Raw genomic sequence first — 17078 nt, forward strand, 5'->3', positions numbered from 1 at the left:
TTAAGAAATGAAAAAATATATAAAAAATATTAAAACTATAACTTGTACAGTTTTATTATCTGCATTAGCATTAACATCATGTACAAAAGATCTTAACGTAAATCCACAAGATGACGATAACTTACTAGCAAGTCAACTTTTTTCTAATGAAAACTCTTACAAACAAGCGTTAGCTGGAGTCTATGGAAATTTAGCTTTAACAGGTACAGATGGAGCTGGTTCTTCTATAGTAAAAGGGTTAGATGCAGGAACAAGTCAATATGGTCGTGTATTATTGTATCTGCAAACGTTATCTACAGATCAAATGGTATGGTCTTATGAGAATGACCCAGGAGTAAGAGAAATTCAACGTAATATTTGGACCGCTCAAAATCCATTAATTACTGGTATGTTTGGAAGAGCACACGTGTCTATTGCTTTAGCAAATAATTTTTTAAGAGAAACTACTAATGAAAAATTAGATGAACGTAATGTTTCTGCCGATGTAAGGTCAAAAATTACAAATTATAGAGCTGAAGTACGCTTCTTAAGAGCTTTATCATACTATCATATGATGGATTTATTTGGTCAAGCAAATTTTATAACTGAAGCGACACCTCTAAATAGCCAACCAGAAGCAGCAAATAGAGCTAGATTATTTGAATACATAGAAACAGAAGTAAAAGCTATAGAAAATGATTTATTAGACCCAAGAACTAATGAATACGGAAGAGTAGATAAAGGAGCTGCATGGATGTTATTAGCTAAAATATATTTAAATGCTGAAGTTTTTATAGGAGAAAATAAATATGCTGAGTGTTTAAGCTATTGTGAAAAAATTATTAATGGTGGTTATTCTTTGGCTACTGATTATTTACACAATTTTATGGCTGACAACAATACCAATAGTGCAAGAAACGAAATTATCTTTCCAATAATTTCTGATGGAGTAGTTACTCAAAACTACGGACCAACCACTGTTATGATTAATGGTGAAGTTGGTAGTATCGAAAAGAATGGTGCATCTTTAGGTGTTGGAGACGGCGGCTGGGGTGGAGCTTTAAGAATAAGAAAACAATTTGCTGAATTATTTAATGGAGCTAATTTTACTAATGATACTAGAAACACAATAATTTCGGCTAATAGAGATATTGAAATTGCTGATATTTCAGATAGAAATTCTGGTTATATCGTTACTAAATATTCCAACAAAACTTCAACTGGAGAAAATGGAAAAGACCAAACTTTTGTAGATACAGATTTCCCATTATTTAGATTAGCGGACGTTTATTTAATGTATGCTGAAGCTCATTTAAGAGGAGGTGGTGGTACAGCATCTACAGCTGTAAATTATGTAAACCAATTAAGAAGTAGAGCTAATAACTCTCAAACCATAACTACTGGAGACCTAACTTTAGACTTCATTTTAGACGAAAGAGCTAGGGAATTATATTGGGAAGCTAAAAGAAGGCAAGACTTAATTAGATTTGGAAAATACAGTAACGGTAACTTTAATTGGGCTTGGAAAGGTAATGTAAGTGGTGGAATTCCTATTTCTACAAATTTAAATGTATTCCCTATTCCAGCAAACAGTTTAGCTGCAAACCCAAACTTAACTCAAAACACAGGTTATTAATAATTATTTATAATACTACAATACAATGAAAAAAATAGTATCATTATTATCATTCATTTTAATATTTAGCTTTGTAGGCTGCCAAGAAAATGATAATTTAGAATTTACAGTACAACCTCCTAAAGATAGTGTTGAATTTACCAATGCTTTTTTAGACGAATATATAATTACTCAACAAACTTCAAATAACATTGCAGAACGTTTTGTTTGGAATCCTGTTGTTTTTGATGGTATACCTACACCTGTAACATATGAATTACAAGTGTCTTTAAAAAGTGATTTTACAGATTTACAATCTTTAGGAACTACTAATCAAACTAACTTACCAGTTAGTGTAGGTAAATTTTTAAGTTTAGCTACAGAGGCTGGTTTAGATAACGACCCTAATACTGATGATAAACCTAATACTGGAAAAATTTATTTTAGAGTTAAAGCTTCAGTTGGAACTAATGGAGGTCCAGAAAGCTTATCTTCAATTAAAGAATTAACTATCACTATTCCAGAAGTAACTTCAGGAGGTTCAGGAGTACAAATTTCTTCTTGGGGAATTGTAGGGTCAGGTTATAACGATTGGGGTAATGGTGGACCAGATGCTCCTTTTTACACTACAGATGAAGCTAATGTTTTTGTTTCTTACGTTACATTATTGAATGGAGAAATTAAATTCAGAGAAAACAACGACTGGGCAAATAATTTTGGAGATACTGGTGCCGACGGTACATTAGATGCTGGCGGTGACAATATAGTATCTACTGCAGGTAATTATAAGGTTACTTTAAACTTAAATGATAATACATATACAATTGAAGAATACTCATTTGGTATTGTAGGTTCAGGATTTAATGATTGGGGTAATGGAGGTCCAGATGCTGAATTCCACTATGATTATACTACAGATACTTTTAAAGCTGGTGTTAAATTATTAGATGGAGAAGTTAAATTCAGATTAAACAATGACTGGGGAACTAACTTTGGTGACACTGGTGCTGACGGAACTTTAGATGCTGGTGGAGATAATATTGCTACTACTGCTGGTTTCTATACAGTTACTTTAGATTTAAAAAACAACTCTTACACTATTGAAGCTTCAGATGTTTGGGGTATTGTAGGTTCTGGTTACAACGATTGGGGTAATGGAGGTCCTGACTTTAACTTTACAGAAGTTAATCCTGGAATCTTTGTTGCAAATAATGTAACGCTGTTAAACGGAGAAATTAAGTTCCGTTTAAACGAAGATTGGGGAACTAACTTTGGAGATACAGGTGCAGATGGTACTTTAGATGCTGGTGGTGATAATATTGCTACAACAGCTGGTAAGTACAGAATTGTAATGGATTTAACAGATTCTGCAAGTCCTAAGTATACTATAACTTCATTATAAATCATATTTTATTTGAGTTAGAAACCTGTATATTTTTTATATACAGGTTTTAACTTTTATAAATAGCAACTTTTCAATTATGAAAAAAATTCTTCTCCTTTTTAGTTTTATAATAAGTTACTCATTATTTGCGCAAGTAATAACTTCACCTGGTACACCAACTGTGCAAGATGAAATAACTATTACCTTAAATACTACTGGTACCGAATTAGAAAATTCTTCAACCGACATTTATGCACATACAGGAGTTACAGTAGATGGCACTCAATGGGAAAATGTAATTGGAAGTTGGGGAAATAATAGTACTCAACCAAAATTTACAAAAACAGCTGCTAATACGTATACCCTAACGATAACTACGAACGTTTACTCATTTTATAATGTAGATAATTCTAAAACGATCTCAGAAATTAATTTAGTTGCTCGTTCTGCAGATGGCTCTAAACAAACAAGACCCGATATTCATATCAAAATATTTTCGGCAGATTTGAATATTCAAATTACAAATCCAACCAACAATACTGTTTTTGATGCAAATAGCTCTGTAAATTTTACTGCTGAAGCTACTAAAAATGCTAACCTAGAATTATTTGTAAATAACAATTCTGTTGAAACAGCAAATAACACAAAAACAATTTCAAACAATTATACATTTACTACCACTGGTCAGCATACTTTAAAAGCTCAAGCTACCGAAAATTCAAATGTAAAAACTTCTGAAGTAAATGTATATGTAAAAACTCCTACACAAACAGCTACAAAACCAAACGGAATAAAAAACGGTGTAACTGTGAATGCTGATAAATCTGTTACCTTCGTTTTATTAGCCCCACAAAAAAATGATGTTTTCCTAATTGGTGAATTCAACAATTGGAGTTTACATCAAGATTACCAAATGAAAAAAGATGGTGACTATTTTTGGATTACCGTAAATGGTCTTGATGAAAATAAAGAATATGCATATCAATACTTTATTGATTACAATAAAAAGATAGCTGATCCTTATACCGAAAAAGTATTAGATCAAGCGAATGATAAATATATTTCTGCTGCAAATTATCCTGATTTAAAAAGCTTTCCAGAAGGAGCTTCAGGAATCGTTTCTACATTTAAAATCAACGAAACTGATTATACTTGGCAAAATACTTCGTTTACGAAACCAGCTAAAGATAAATTAGTTATTTACGAATTACTTGTTCGCGATTTTTCTGATAACGATAGCTACCAAGCTGTAATTGATAAATTAGACTATTTTGAAAAGTTAGGTATAAATGCTATTGAATTAATGCCAGTAAATGAGTTTGAAGGAAATGATAGCTGGGGGTATAACGTATCTCAATTTTTCGCTTTAGACAAAGCTTATGGGACAAAAAACAAGTTTAAAGAATTAATCGACAAATGTCATCAAAAAGGAATTGCTGTAATTGTAGATGTCGTTTTCAACCACTCATACAGTCAGTGTCCTCTTTTACAAATGTATGATTTCAATATTTCAAACGGTACAACGAGTAACAATCCGTTTTATAATGACGATCATAACTTTCAAAATGGTGCATTACGTTTTGGTTTCGACTTTAATCACGAATCTACTTACACGCAACAATACTTTAAAGATGTAATGTCTTATTGGATTAATGAATATAAAATTGATGGATTTAGACTAGATTTTACTAAAGGATTTACCAACACCTTTTACCCTACTTCAGGAGATCAATGGGGAAATGCATACAATCAAAATAGAATTGATCGTTTAAAAGACTATGCAGATTACGTTTGGAGCAATCACGGAAATGACTTCTACTTCATCTTAGAGCATTTAGCAGATAACTCTGAAGAAAAAGCTTTGGCAGAAGCTGGTATGATGCTTTGGGGAAAGATGACCAATAATTATAACCAAAACACCATGGGTTATAGTTCTGATGCTGATATTTCTTGGGGATATTACAAAAACAGAGATTATACAACTCCGAATTTAGTTACTTATATGGAAAGTCATGATGAAGAGCGTTTAATGTATAAAAATCTTCAGTTTGGTAATTCTAACGGTAGTTATAGTGTAAAGAATTTAAATACAGCTTTAAGCAGACAAGAATTAGCGGGAGTGTTTTTCTTCACAATTCCAGGACCAAAAATGATTTGGCAATTTGGTGAACTTGGTTACGACATTAGTATTGACCAAAACGGAAGAACGGGAAAAAAACCTGTTAAATGGGATTATTACGATGTAGCAGAGCGTAAGAAAATTTACGATGTTTGGGCCACTTTAATTGCCTTTAAAAAGAAACACGAAGTGTTTTCTACCGATAATGTTACTTTAGATGTTAACGGATTGGTGAAACGGATTAATTTAAACCATAGTAGTAATAATGTTGTGGTTGTTGGAAATTTTGATGTAACTGCTAAAACTGTAAATCCTAATTTTTCACAAACAGGTACTTGGTACGAATATTTTACGAATAGCAGTATGAATGTTACCAATACAACAGCTCCGATAACTTTACAACCTGGTGAATATCGTTTGTATAGTACAGCAGCATTTGAAAATCCACTATCTACAAATGATGAGTTAATTAAAGATAATTCAGTATTTGTGTATCCAAATCCTGCTGAAAATAATTTTAAAGTAAACTCGTATGTAGAAAAGCTAACTGTTTACGATTTATCAGGTAAAGTTGTGAAACAGTTTAATGGGAATTTTGCACAAGAAAAAGTTTATGATGTTTCTAATTTAAAAACTGGAATGTATTTGGTAAAAATAACAACAGATACCAACAAAACATCAGTTAAGAAACTATTAATTAAATAGATTAAAAAAATCCCAATTCAATTTGAATTGGGATTTTTATTTTATTTCAGATATTATTCTATAAATAGCATTGAAACCTATTAAGGCTAAACACACATAAAAATAATTACCCCAATAAATATCAAATACATAGAATACAAATGCCCCAGTTAATAATTTATAAATTAAATATAGATAATCATACTTTTTAATTGATTGTGGGTTTAAGCATTTTAATCTATCATCAAATGATTCTTCACTTAAAAGAAATTCTTCATGAAGCAATGTTAAAAACCAAAAAATTACTACTAAAAATATCCCCCCAAAAAAACTATCAATGTTTTTTAAATTAAATCCTAATTTAATAGAAATACAAAAAATATTTATAATATGAATAAATGATATTATATGTATAGTATATTTTGTAGGGTAAAGAGAGTTTCTTTTATAGTAATAACTAGATGTTAATACTTTTTCATATAAGTTCATAACTACCCTTAACTACTTCTTTAAATTATCTAAAATAAAATTAATTGTTTGATTTGTGTTTTTATTTTCGGCATACGAATCGGTAATAAATTTCGATTCAACTGCGTATTTATTATCTATTAAATATTGAATGTCATCAATAAAGTCTAACGAGACTTTTCCTGTTAACAAAATACTTAAATCTTTTCCTTCTTTATAATAATTATAAATCTTCTTTAAGCCTGTTAAGTATCTGTAATCCTTAGTAAAACCTCCTCCTCTATAGGCTCTTACTGTGATATAAAAAGCATCTTCTCTATTTAAATCGTAGGTATTATGTAATGATCTAAAGGTTTTAGAAAACGAATACCCTTTCGCTAATCCATTAACTGCTAAAACTCTATATGCTAATTCTTTTAACCTTTTTAACGTTAAATTCCCCGACATATACTCACTAAAAACTGCCAATCCTTCTTGAGTTTCTACATTATTAGGAAAACCGTGAGAAAATATTTTTAAAGGATGCTCTAAACCGTTCATAGTTGTTACCATATGAACACCTATCTCATGATTGGTTAACACTGCCATTTCATTTTCAGAAAAAGTATGATTTGCATTTATAACCAAAGTTTTAATATTATTTAAAACCATAGCTATAGCACTCATAGTAGACGATTGTTTTATATTAAAATCGAAATCGTACTTTTTACTATATTCTCTAAAAATTTCTTCGGCTTGGTCTGGAGAAAATTTAGGTTGAAATATTTCTGATTTTAAATCTTCATCTTCAAAATGAAGAATAAATTTTGCATTTTCAACATCTTCTTCTGTTGGCGTACCAAAAGAACGCAAACTATTGTAATAAAACTTCTTCCCTTCTCCAATAGTTTCTATACACTGAATTAATCCTGAATAAAAGTATATGATTTCTTCATACAGATTTCTTATCTTATTATCTTCTATTAATTCTAATTGAAGTGTAAAAAATTCTCTGTGTAGTTTAAACTTATCAAAATCTCTTTTGGGATACGTAAAAACAGGATCGGTTAGGTATTTTGATGCAAAAAACTTCTCCTTTTCCTCTTCAATATTAGTAGGATTCACATAACTTAAAAGCTCTATTTTTTTTACAAGCTTATCTATGTAAGAATCAATATTTAGTAATGCTTTGGTTGCCACATTGGTCTCACTCATCATTTCTCGATTTTGAAGTATGCAAAATTACAATTTATGTTCTTTATAAAAAGTTTCTGCGTGATTTTTCAATTCAGTTTGTAGGTAGTTTTCTACAGCGTTTACCACTTCTGGATACATTATTTGATTTAATTCATCACAATACACTTTGGCTATTTCTGTAGCCAATACCAATGTATTCTTAAACTTTTGAGTAATGAACTTTAAAAAGTACCCGTTTCCTTGAAAAGTATCGTTAATCTTCGATGTTGATTTAATTCCGTTAGGCAACGGCATTTTTTCTAAGGTCAACCTCCAAGATTCTATGACTTCTGAAAAACGATTAGTATCAACATTTGCGGTTCCTAAATTCCATGTTGGTACTTCCCTATCCCAACGCTGCCAATTGTAGGAATGCATATCGTATACGATACAAATTCCAAATTTTTCTTCAATCTTACTAATCAAAGCTTCCACTACTTTATAAAAGTTTTTATGTTTATCTAAACTTTTATTTTTCATTTCTTCAGAAAGTGGCTTGTACCATAATTGCTTCCCCCAAGCATCTTCGTAAATTGCAGTATCTGGTGCTCTATTTAAGTCATATTCAAAACGAGAATCTAACCCAGCAATAACAATCGGATGAGAAATTACCATGTTTTTAGTTTCTGGATCTTCCTCATACCAACGTTCGTATTCAGTATGCTTGCAATTAGTCCATAATTCTTTTCTAAATTGGTGTCCATCATGTACTGCTCCACAAACGTAATGCACATACGAATCTATCTTTAAAGTGAATGAATAATCATTACTAACAGCTTCAAAAACTTCTTCGTTTTGTATTTTTTTAATTATTTCTTCAACGGATAACTTTAGCATTTAATTCAATATTTTTTGTAAAACACCAAATACTTTTTTCTCCATAACATCTACTGTGCCATCAGCAAAAAATACTTTTTTAATATCTCTTATTAATTTTTCTTTTTCAGCTTCTGAGTACTTATTGTCTCTTAGATACAGTTTTATCTTTTCTAGATTAATATGATCGCTTTCTGCTACAATTTCTGTATGCATTTTATTATAAGTAGCTTCGTCTACTTTAGAAAGAATATAGTTTCTTTCTTCTTCTGTTTCTATAAAATTACAGTGAGCCGCGTATAATAAAACGTATACTTCAAACTCTCTTTTACTCCAATCTAAACTCATTATTTTTCTATTGGTAATTCTAATCTACTCGCCCATTCTGTCCATGAGCCATCATAAACTTTATAATTTTTCTGTTCTGAAACTTCGGCTGCTAAAGCTAAAATACAAGCTGTAATACCAGATCCACAAGAGAAAATTAAAGGTTTGCTATGTACATTCTTCTCATTGAATATTGCCCTCAACTCTTCTTTTGATTTCATTTTACCATCTAATTGCACTTCGGCATGTGGTAAACTTTTAGAAGTTGGTATATGTCCTCCTCTTAAATCTGCTCTTGGTTCTGGGATAGTTGCATAAAATCTTCCGCTAGAACGAGCATCTAAAATTGTATATTCTTCTTTATTTATTTGTTCTAAAACTTCTTTAGTAAAACTGATTTTCTCTTTTTGAAAACTTGCTTGGAAGTTTCCTCTTTCTAATGCCCTTTTCTTTGGTTTTTCCACTGGAAAATTTAGTCTTTCCCATTCTGGTAAACCTCCGTCTAAAACGGCTACATTTTCAAAACCAAATAGCTTGAATAGCCACCAAGCTCTGGGTGAAGAATAAATTCCTAAATCGTCATAAACAACAATACAACTATCCTGATTTATTCCTAGTTTTTGAGCTTCAGTTTGAAAATGTTCTTCAGTAGGAATTGTATTTGGATACTCTCCTTCTACATTCAAAAACACTTTCTTTAAATCAAAAAATATAGCCGTTGGTATTTGCTTTTTTTCAATTTTCTTTTCAGTTTTGGTGCCAACTTTTTGAATTGTTGCATCTAAAACAATTAAATTTTCACAATCTAAATTGTTGTATAACCAATTAACAGAAACTAAAGAAGATGGAACTTTAAGCTTCATCAACTGTACGTTTAAGGTTTGTCATTCTTATAAAAGCAGCATTCTTTTCAAGAACTTTACTTTCTAAGAAATCTATTACTTTTTCTTGTAGTTTTGTTTTAGAAACCTTGTTTATGTATGTAATTCCTCCAGGACTCATTACATTAACCTCTACTAATTTACCTCCAATTACATCAATTCCTACAAAGTATAATCCGTCTTTTACTAATTTAGGACCTATCTTTTTACATAATAACTTTTCTTCAGCAGTTAATTTATGTTTCTCTACTCTACCTCCTGCAGTTACATTAGACCTATGATCTTTATCTCCTGGTATACGCTTCATTGCTCCAATTGGCAAACCGTTTAACAACAAGATACGAACATCACCTTTTTCTGCACCTTCAATATATTCTTGAAGTATTACATAATCTGAAGAACCATCACTTTTACTAATATAAAAATCTAATAATGAATTAATATTTCCCATTGCAGACTTTTCTATTAAAATTACTCCAGAACCACCATAACCATTTAATGGTTTTAAAATCATTTTATCTGAAGTAGACTCTTCAATAGTTTTTATCAAATAATTCTTGTTCTTAGATACATGAGTTACTGGAATAATCTCATTGTTTGGATCATCAAAAACAGCTGTATATAACTTGTTATTTGCTTCTCGCATTCCTTGAACAGAGTTTATCACAAACACATCGTCTTTAACTGAATCTAAAAAGTTTAACATCAGTGGGTCTAATGGTGGATTTGCTCTCATAAAAATAGCATCAAATCCTGCTAAAGGAAGCATTTCTTCTCGTAAAGTTGCTTTTTTGTAATATGATTTAATATTTGATGGTACTTTATCCATTCTGTTTATAATGGAACAAAATGCACTTGTAACACTATTACGAATTGTTAAATTAGAAGGTGTACACATCGCTACACCATGTCCTCTTTTAGCACATTCATGAATAAGTGCTAATGTAGAATCATTTTCTGCATCTATCTCTTCCCATGGATACATTAAAAAACAAATGTTCATGTTTAAAATTTTTATAATGTTTTGGTTGTTGTTATTTTGAACTATAAACACCAAATACTTTACAGTATTTGGTGTTTATAAATATAGTCTTTTTTTAGACTGAAAAAATAAAATTTTATTTTACTTCATCGTAGTTATCATCCCAGTTTTTAGGATTCGGTTTTCCTAGTTTTCCTACTGATTTTGCTACTAAAGTAGATACCGTAGCATCTCCTGTAACATTAATAACTGTTCTACACATATCTAACGGTCTGTCAACAGCAAAAATTAACGCTAAACCAATTGCTAATTTTTCAGCAGGAAAACCTACTGCTTCTAAAACAATTACTAACATTACCATACCTGCTCCTGGTACTGCTGCAGAACCAATAGATGCTAACAATGCTGTTAAAATAATAGTAAGTTGATCTCCAAAAGTTAAATCGAAACTTAGTGCTTGAGCAATAAATACTGCAGCTACAGCTTGATATAAACTTGTACCATCCATATTTATAGTTGCACCAACTGGTAATACAAAACTCGATACTTCTTTATCAACTCCTACGTGTTCTTCAACACGTTCCATAGTTACTGGTAAAGTAGCAGCACTACTACTTGTTGAAAAAGCTAATAATTGTGCAGGACTAATTTGTTGTAAAAACCATAATGGGTTTTTCTTGGTAAATACACTTACTAAAATCATATAGAAAACTACCATAATCAACAATCCTCCCACAACAGTTAACGCATATTTTAATAAGGCTAACAATAAATCTGGATCATTTGATGATACTACCACATTAGCCAATAATGCAAATACTGCATAAGGTGCAAACAACATGATTAAGTCTACCATTTTTAATACTACTTCATTCAAAGAATCGAAAAACTTCTTTAATGGTTTCGATTTTTTCTCTCCAACCAATAACATTGATATTCCTAAGAAAATAGTAAAGAAAATAACTTGTAGCATAGCTTTATTGTTACTCATTGCTTTCATAGCATTATCAGGAACCATATCTACTAAAAACTGTAAAGGTCCACTAGATTTTTGCTTACTAGCCTCAGCTATTTTTGCTTGTACACTTCCGCTATTTGCATAGGTTTCTGTTAATCTGCTAATAGTTTCTTCAGAAATTCCATCACCAGGTTTCACAATATTTACTAATAATAAACCAATAGTAATTGCTATAACCGTTGTACCAACGTAAATACCAATTGTTCTTAATCCAATATTTTTAAATTTTGAGATATCTTTTAAATCTGAAATACCTTTTATAAGAGAAGCAATAATTAAAGGAACTGCAATTAATTTTAATAACTTAACGAAGATTGTTCCGAAAGGTTTAATCCAATTTCCAACAAAACCTGCACCTCCATCAATCATTGTCATTGCTAAACCAAATAAAATACCTAGAACCATTCCTATAAGAATTTTCCAGTGTAAAGCGAGTTTTTTCATGTATAAAAAGTAGTATTAATAGTTTAAGTCGTAAAAATAATTATTTAAAATTAATGTGACTTTTAATTTGTATATTGTGTCACAATATATGAAAACAGATTACTAATCTTATAACAAAAAATAAAAAATGGCAGGAATATTAGATTTATTAAACAGTGATTTAGGAAAAACCATCATCTCTGGTGTAGCTGGTTCTACTGGTCAAGATACAAATAAAACAAGTAGTGTTTTAACTATGGCATTACCAGTTTTAATGAAAGCTATGCAACGTAATGCTTCTTCACAACAAGGTGCTGAAGGGTTAATGGGAGCTTTAAACAAACACGATGGCGGAATCTTAGATAACTTAGGTGATTTATTTAAAGGAGGAGTTAATGCCGATGTGTTACAAGATGGTGGAAAAATTTTAGGTCACGTATTAGGAAACAAGCAACAAGGTGTTGAACAAGTTATTGGACAAAAAGCAGGTATGGATGCTGGTTCAGTAGCTAACATTTTAAAAACTGCTGCTCCTATTTTAATGGGAGTTTTAGGTAAGCAATCTCGTCAAAACAATGTAAGCAATTCTGGTGACTTAGGTGGTTTATTAGGTGGTCTTTTAGGAGGAAACTCAACTCAAAGAGAACAAAGTTTCTTAGAGCAAATTTTAGATGCTGATGGTGATGGTAGCGTTGTTGATGATGTAGCTGGAATGGTTTTAGGAGGAGCTAGTAACCAAAAATCGGGAGGTCTTTTAGGAGGTCTTTTAGGAGGTTTATTTGGAAAGAAATAAGATAAAGAACATCACATTCTTTTTGAAAAAGGGTAAGCAAATTGGTTGTTTACCCTTTTTCTTTTAATTACTTTTGCCCCATGGAAAAATTAAAACAACGTTGGGGATTAAAAACTACTTGGGATGTTATTGCAGTCTTATTAGTTTTTTCTATCAATGGTTCTTTTGCAGCAAAAATAGGTGGTCCTATTTTATCTTACTTCGGAGTAACTTCTGATAATACACATTGGTTTTTATATTTTCTTTATAGATTTTTATTAATATTCCCTATCTATCAAACCACACTTCCTTTAGTTGGTTGGGTATTTGGAAAATTTGATTTCTTTTGGGAATTTGAAAAGAAATTTTTAAGCCGATTAGGATTTGGATTCTTATTTAAAAAATAAAAAAAGCTCCCAATAATTATTGGGAGCTTTTTAGTCTTATAAAGTTTTACCTTTATTGATTTCCTAAAATAATAGGCATTCCGTTTTTACCTGAACCAATAATAACTACTTTACTATTGTTAGATTCTGCCAACTTATTTGTTGCTTCAATACCTTTATCTTGTAAAATTTTATCAGTTAATGAAGCACTTAAAATTTTATTTGCATCTGCCTTACCTTTTGCTTCAATCCTTTGACGCTCAGCTTCTTTTTGAGCTTTTTCAATTCTAAACTGATATTCTAAAGCCTCTTGTTCTTGCTTTAATTTTCGCTCAATAGCATCACGAATAGTGTTTGGTAATTGTACATCTTCTACTAAAACACGTTCTACAACTACATATTGATCTTTTAATTCTTCTCTAGCTGCTTCTAATATTTCTTGTTCAATTACATCTCTTTTACTAGAATATAATTGTTCTGGTGTATAACGACCTACAACACTACGTGCAGCAGCATTAATTGCAGGGTCTAAAATTTCTGATATATAATTAGCTCCTTTTGTTTTAATTAAAAAACCTAGTTTATTGTATTCTGGTTTAAACCAAACTGTTCCGTCTACATTTACTTCTAATCCGTTTACAGAAAGTACATTCATTTTATCAGAAATAGATTGCTGACGAACTTTTTGAACAATCATTTCATTCCAAGGAGCAACGATATGAAATCCTTCTCCGTACGTTTTATCCGTATTAATACCATCTCCGAAACGCTCAAACAATACTCCAGCTTCACCAGGGCCAATAGTTTCTGTTGATTTTGCGATAAAAAATATAAGCGCTATAGCTACAGGAATTAATAGACCTGCTTTTGGTAATTCAAATTGTTGTCTTGCCATTTTAATTTATTTTTTATCAAATGTACGACTAATACCGTTTATGTGTCAATAAATAAACTGAGTTAAATTATAGCGTAATTAAAATTCCTGTATTAAAAATAAATCCATCGGTTGGAGCCCAAATATCTGTAAACCCAGGATTATGATGCGGTGGCATTATCATGGATTGATAATTCTGTTGTTTAGTATCTGTAAAGTTTTCAAAATTCATGTAAATACTAACCTTTCCAAAAGTACGCATTACCATAAACCCCATAGTCCAATAGTTTGGTGTAGTTGTTAAATTATTTCTTAATTGTGAACTTTTATAGTACGCTTCATAACCTATACGCCACTTATCATGAACTTCATACATTAATACTCCACCAATACTATGTTTTGGTGTTAGAGCTTTTTGATTTCCATTCATTTTTACATTATTATACGCATAATTGGTAAATAATATAAAATCTTTGTATTTCAGTTTTACATTCGTTTCCGCTCCATAACTATTTAAAGAATTAGAGGCATTTGTAAATTCATATTTAGTTCCATTTTGTTGAAGTAATAATGAGTTTTTTAAACGTGTAAAAAATACCAACTGATTAAATGACAACGATACGTTATCATTAAATATTTTGGTTTTATAATTTACATCTGCATTAAAACCAAGCGAGGTTTCTGCATCAAAATTAGTTGGATTAATTCCTAATACATTTTCATACGAACGTTGCTCAGCATCTTCAGTGAAAATTGTAGGGATTTTATATCCTAAACCACCTCCAATTCTACTTGAAACTACATCGTTGTATTTTATAAATAGTGAAATCCTAGGTAACACAAATACCCCATAGTTTTCATTATAATCTACTCTTAAACCACTTTCTAAGGTCATCTTTTCAGCAAATTCCCAATTATTTTGAGAAAAAGCTCCAGCTGTAAATTGATTATAACTACGATCTAATACAGCTGTCTTGTCTTCAATAAATTTTTCAGTAATTACATTAGCTCCAAAAACCCAGTCAGATTTTTCTTTATAAAGATTAAATGTAGCTTCTGTAAATGTAGCCCATTGTTTCCCTTTAAATTGAGTATTTGGTAGTAATAAATCTCGTTTAAAGTAGCTAATACTGTTTTTAAAGTTGAACGATTTATCGTCAGAAATTTCGTTCGTATAGCTTAATTGAGTTCCATAACGTTGTGATTTATTTTCTTCTGAAAAACTATGCTGTGGACTTGGGTTATTGTTGATAACATCTACATCTCCTCCTATTCTATTTTCTATTGTTGTATTAAAGTTTAATCGCCAAGTTTCTTTTTCATTTGGATAATAAAATAAAGATGGATTTAAACTAAAACTTCTCACTTTAGGAATATCAGTAAAATGGTCGTCATTTACATCGGTTGCATTTTGCATGTTTCCCGAAGTATACAAAGTAAGTCCGAACTTATTAAATTTTTCACTATAGAAAGCATTTAATGTACTTCCGCTTCTAGACGTTTGGTCGAACATTAACCTTACTTCTCGCTCTTCTTTTGGTTGTTTTGACACCAAGTTTACCAAACCAGCTATAGCTCCTCCTCCGTACAAAGTTGAAGAGCTTCCTTTTATAATCTCAACTTGTTTTAAATCTAATGGTGGAATCTGCATGATACTTAATCCGCTAGAAAAACCTCCAAACACAGGGAATCCGTCTTTTAATAATTGTGTAAATCTTCCGTCTAACCCCTGAATTCTTATAGATTGATTAGCCGAATTGGCAGAGGTCTGCTGCATTTGAATCCCAGTACTTTCCCTTAATACCATGGCTATATTTGCTGAATTCATCACAGCTTTTTCTCCTAACTCTTCAGCTCCTACAACTTCAATTCTTGTTGGTATTTCTGCAATAGAACGTTTACTACGAGTAGATTGAATTACTACTTCATCTAACGACTCTTCATCTTCATGAAGTTCAATTATTATCTCTGTTTGATTAGTTGGAAAACTAACATTTTTTTCCACAGTTTCAAACCCTATAAAAGAGACTATAAAAGTTTGATTACCATTAGGTATGTTATTAATTGTAGTTACTCCATCTATATTCGTTTCTCCTCCTAAAATTGTGTTTTTTATAAATACTGATGCGCCTGGTAATAGCTCTTTTTCATCAGAAATTACTTTAATCGTTACTGTGTTTTGTGCTATAGTATTTATAGCTAATAACCCAAAGAATAGGGTTATAATTATATTTTTTATCATTATTGATATCTAATTAATTATAAAATGTGTGCTAATAGACATCTTTTTCTATGAAAAGATGCATCTAAGAAGTTCAAGTCTGTACTCAAACTGACAAATAATAATTAATTAGTTTTTTGGTGGTTGAAAAACACCACTCAAATAAGAAGTATATTGGGGTATTTGGTAAAAACTATTTTGCTTTTGTATTTCTACAAAAGGAATAATTTCAAAACTATTTTCAACAGGAATAAAATCTAATGATAAACTCACTGTAGTGCAGTGATGATGGTGTTCTGTTTCTTTTTCTTCTTCAGTATCATTTTTATGATGCTCTTCTTCATGTTCAGTATCAACATCTAAATGTTCCAAAACATCTTCATATACCAGAATATCGTTATGTGCTTGCGCAGGCGGCAATAACAAAACAAATGTAAATATGAAGATGATTAGGTTTCTCATAACTACTGCAAATATACAGCTTTTATAAGTTTATTCATCAATATCTTGTAATCTGTCTTTAACGTATTCAATCTTTGTTTTTCCGTGAGCTACTGGTTTACCCTCAGTATCTAAACTTACCATAATTATTTTATCGATTGAAATAATTGTTTTACGAGTAATTTTATTTCGTACTTCACAAGATAATGTTATTGAGCTTCTTCCAAACTTTACAACTTCAATTCCTATTTCAATAATGTCTCCTTGTTTTGCTGAACTCACGAAATCTATTTCAGACATAAATTTAGTTACCGTTTTCGGAATTTCTAACTGAATAATAGCATATAAGGCTACTTCTTCATCTATCCATTGTAATAAACGACCTCCAAATAAAGTTCCGTTTGGATTCAAATCTTCTGGTTTTACCCATTTACGTGTGTGAAATCTCATAGTATCTGTTTTACAACAAAGTT

Annotated in this window: 16 protein-coding genes; 5 read left to right on the top strand and 11 right to left on the bottom strand. The window is 30.8% G+C overall.

The features are described from left to right. The first annotated feature begins 7 nt into the window (after positions 1 to 7). From WH52_RS02125 to WH52_RS02135, 3 genes are all read left to right on the top strand, one after another. Positions 8 to 1615 carry a RagB/SusD family nutrient uptake outer membrane protein gene (locus WH52_RS02125; protein WP_086029264.1) on the top strand — a complete coding sequence of 536 codons (1608 nt, stop codon included), beginning with the start codon at positions 8 to 10 and terminating at the stop codon, positions 1613 to 1615. 25 nt (positions 1616 to 1640) lie between these two features. Beyond that, positions 1641 to 2996, top strand: coding sequence for a SusE domain-containing protein (locus WH52_RS02130; RefSeq protein WP_086029265.1), 1356 nt, complete (start codon positions 1641 to 1643; stop codon positions 2994 to 2996). A gap of 79 nt (positions 2997 to 3075) precedes the next feature. Next, a complete protein-coding gene (locus WH52_RS02135) occupies positions 3076 to 5802 on the top strand; it encodes an alpha-amylase family glycosyl hydrolase (protein WP_086029266.1) in 2727 nt (908 codons plus the stop codon). 36 nt (positions 5803 to 5838) lie between these two features. Here the strand turns inward: WH52_RS02135 and WH52_RS15010 are convergent, their stop codons facing one another. From WH52_RS15010 to WH52_RS02170, 7 genes are all read right to left on the bottom strand, one after another. Further along, positions 5839 to 6270 (bottom strand): hypothetical protein, encoded by a 432-nt coding sequence (locus WH52_RS15010; protein WP_086029267.1) that lies wholly within the window; start codon positions 6268 to 6270, stop codon positions 5839 to 5841. A 12-nt stretch (positions 6271 to 6282) separates the two neighbouring features. Then, positions 6283 to 7443 carry a flavohemoglobin expression-modulating QEGLA motif protein gene (locus WH52_RS02145; RefSeq protein WP_086029268.1) on the bottom strand — a complete coding sequence of 387 codons (1161 nt, stop codon included), beginning with the start codon at positions 7441 to 7443 and terminating at the stop codon, positions 6283 to 6285. Positions 7444 to 7470: 27 nt separating this feature from the next. Then, positions 7471 to 8301: an N-formylglutamate amidohydrolase gene (locus WH52_RS02150; protein ID WP_086029269.1), complete on the bottom strand. Its 831-nt coding sequence runs from the start codon at positions 8299 to 8301 to the stop codon at positions 7471 to 7473. After that, positions 8302 to 8628, bottom strand: a complete 327-nt coding sequence (locus WH52_RS02155; protein WP_086029270.1) for a hypothetical protein — start codon at positions 8626 to 8628, stop codon at positions 8302 to 8304. After that, on the bottom strand, positions 8628 to 9470 hold the full coding sequence (locus WH52_RS02160; protein WP_086029271.1) for a sulfurtransferase: 843 nt from the start codon (positions 9468 to 9470) through the stop codon (positions 8628 to 8630). Before WH52_RS02160 ends, WH52_RS02155 begins: the two co-directional genes overlap by 1 nt. Continuing rightward, a complete protein-coding gene (gshB, locus tag WH52_RS02165) occupies positions 9460 to 10491 on the bottom strand; it encodes a glutathione synthase (RefSeq protein ID WP_086029405.1) in 1032 nt (343 codons plus the stop codon). Before gshB ends, WH52_RS02160 begins: the two co-directional genes overlap by 11 nt. 115 nt (positions 10492 to 10606) lie before the next feature. Next, positions 10607 to 11932, bottom strand: coding sequence for a dicarboxylate/amino acid:cation symporter (locus tag WH52_RS02170; protein ID WP_086029272.1), 1326 nt, complete (start codon positions 11930 to 11932; stop codon positions 10607 to 10609). A 127-nt stretch (positions 11933 to 12059) separates the two neighbouring features. Here WH52_RS02170 and WH52_RS02175 point away from each other — a divergent pair, with 127 nt between their 5' ends. Together WH52_RS02175 and WH52_RS02180 are read left to right on the top strand one after the other, a co-directional pair. Beyond that, the gene (locus WH52_RS02175) at positions 12060 to 12704 is read left to right on the top strand and encodes a DUF937 domain-containing protein (protein ID WP_086029273.1); all 645 of its coding nucleotides are present in this window, start codon (positions 12060 to 12062) and stop codon (positions 12702 to 12704) included. 80 nt (positions 12705 to 12784) lie between these two features. Beyond that, the gene (locus WH52_RS02180) at positions 12785 to 13090 is read left to right on the top strand and encodes a DUF6787 family protein (RefSeq protein WP_086029274.1); all 306 of its coding nucleotides are present in this window, start codon (positions 12785 to 12787) and stop codon (positions 13088 to 13090) included. 52 nt (positions 13091 to 13142) lie between these two features. On the opposite strand, the gene WH52_RS02185 is transcribed toward WH52_RS02180, so the two are convergent. From WH52_RS02185 to WH52_RS02200, 4 genes are all read right to left on the bottom strand, one after another. Further along, positions 13143 to 13964: a prohibitin family protein gene (locus WH52_RS02185; RefSeq protein WP_086029275.1), complete on the bottom strand. Its 822-nt coding sequence runs from the start codon at positions 13962 to 13964 to the stop codon at positions 13143 to 13145. A gap of 67 nt (positions 13965 to 14031) precedes the next feature. Next, positions 14032 to 16185 (bottom strand): TonB-dependent receptor, encoded by a 2154-nt coding sequence (locus tag WH52_RS02190; RefSeq protein ID WP_086029276.1) that lies wholly within the window; start codon positions 16183 to 16185, stop codon positions 14032 to 14034. Positions 16186 to 16293: 108 nt separating this feature from the next. Further along, a complete protein-coding gene (locus WH52_RS02195; RefSeq protein ID WP_143592016.1) occupies positions 16294 to 16626 on the bottom strand; it encodes a hypothetical protein in 333 nt (110 codons plus the stop codon). Between the two features lie 30 nt (positions 16627 to 16656). Then, entirely contained in the window at positions 16657 to 17055 is a 399-nt protein-coding gene (locus tag WH52_RS02200) for an acyl-CoA thioesterase (protein ID WP_086029278.1), read from the bottom strand. Positions 17056 to 17078: the final 23 nt, after the last annotated feature.

Source organism: Tenacibaculum holothuriorum (assembly GCF_002120225.1).
Classification (GTDB): domain Bacteria; phylum Bacteroidota; class Bacteroidia; order Flavobacteriales; family Flavobacteriaceae; genus Polaribacter; species Polaribacter holothuriorum.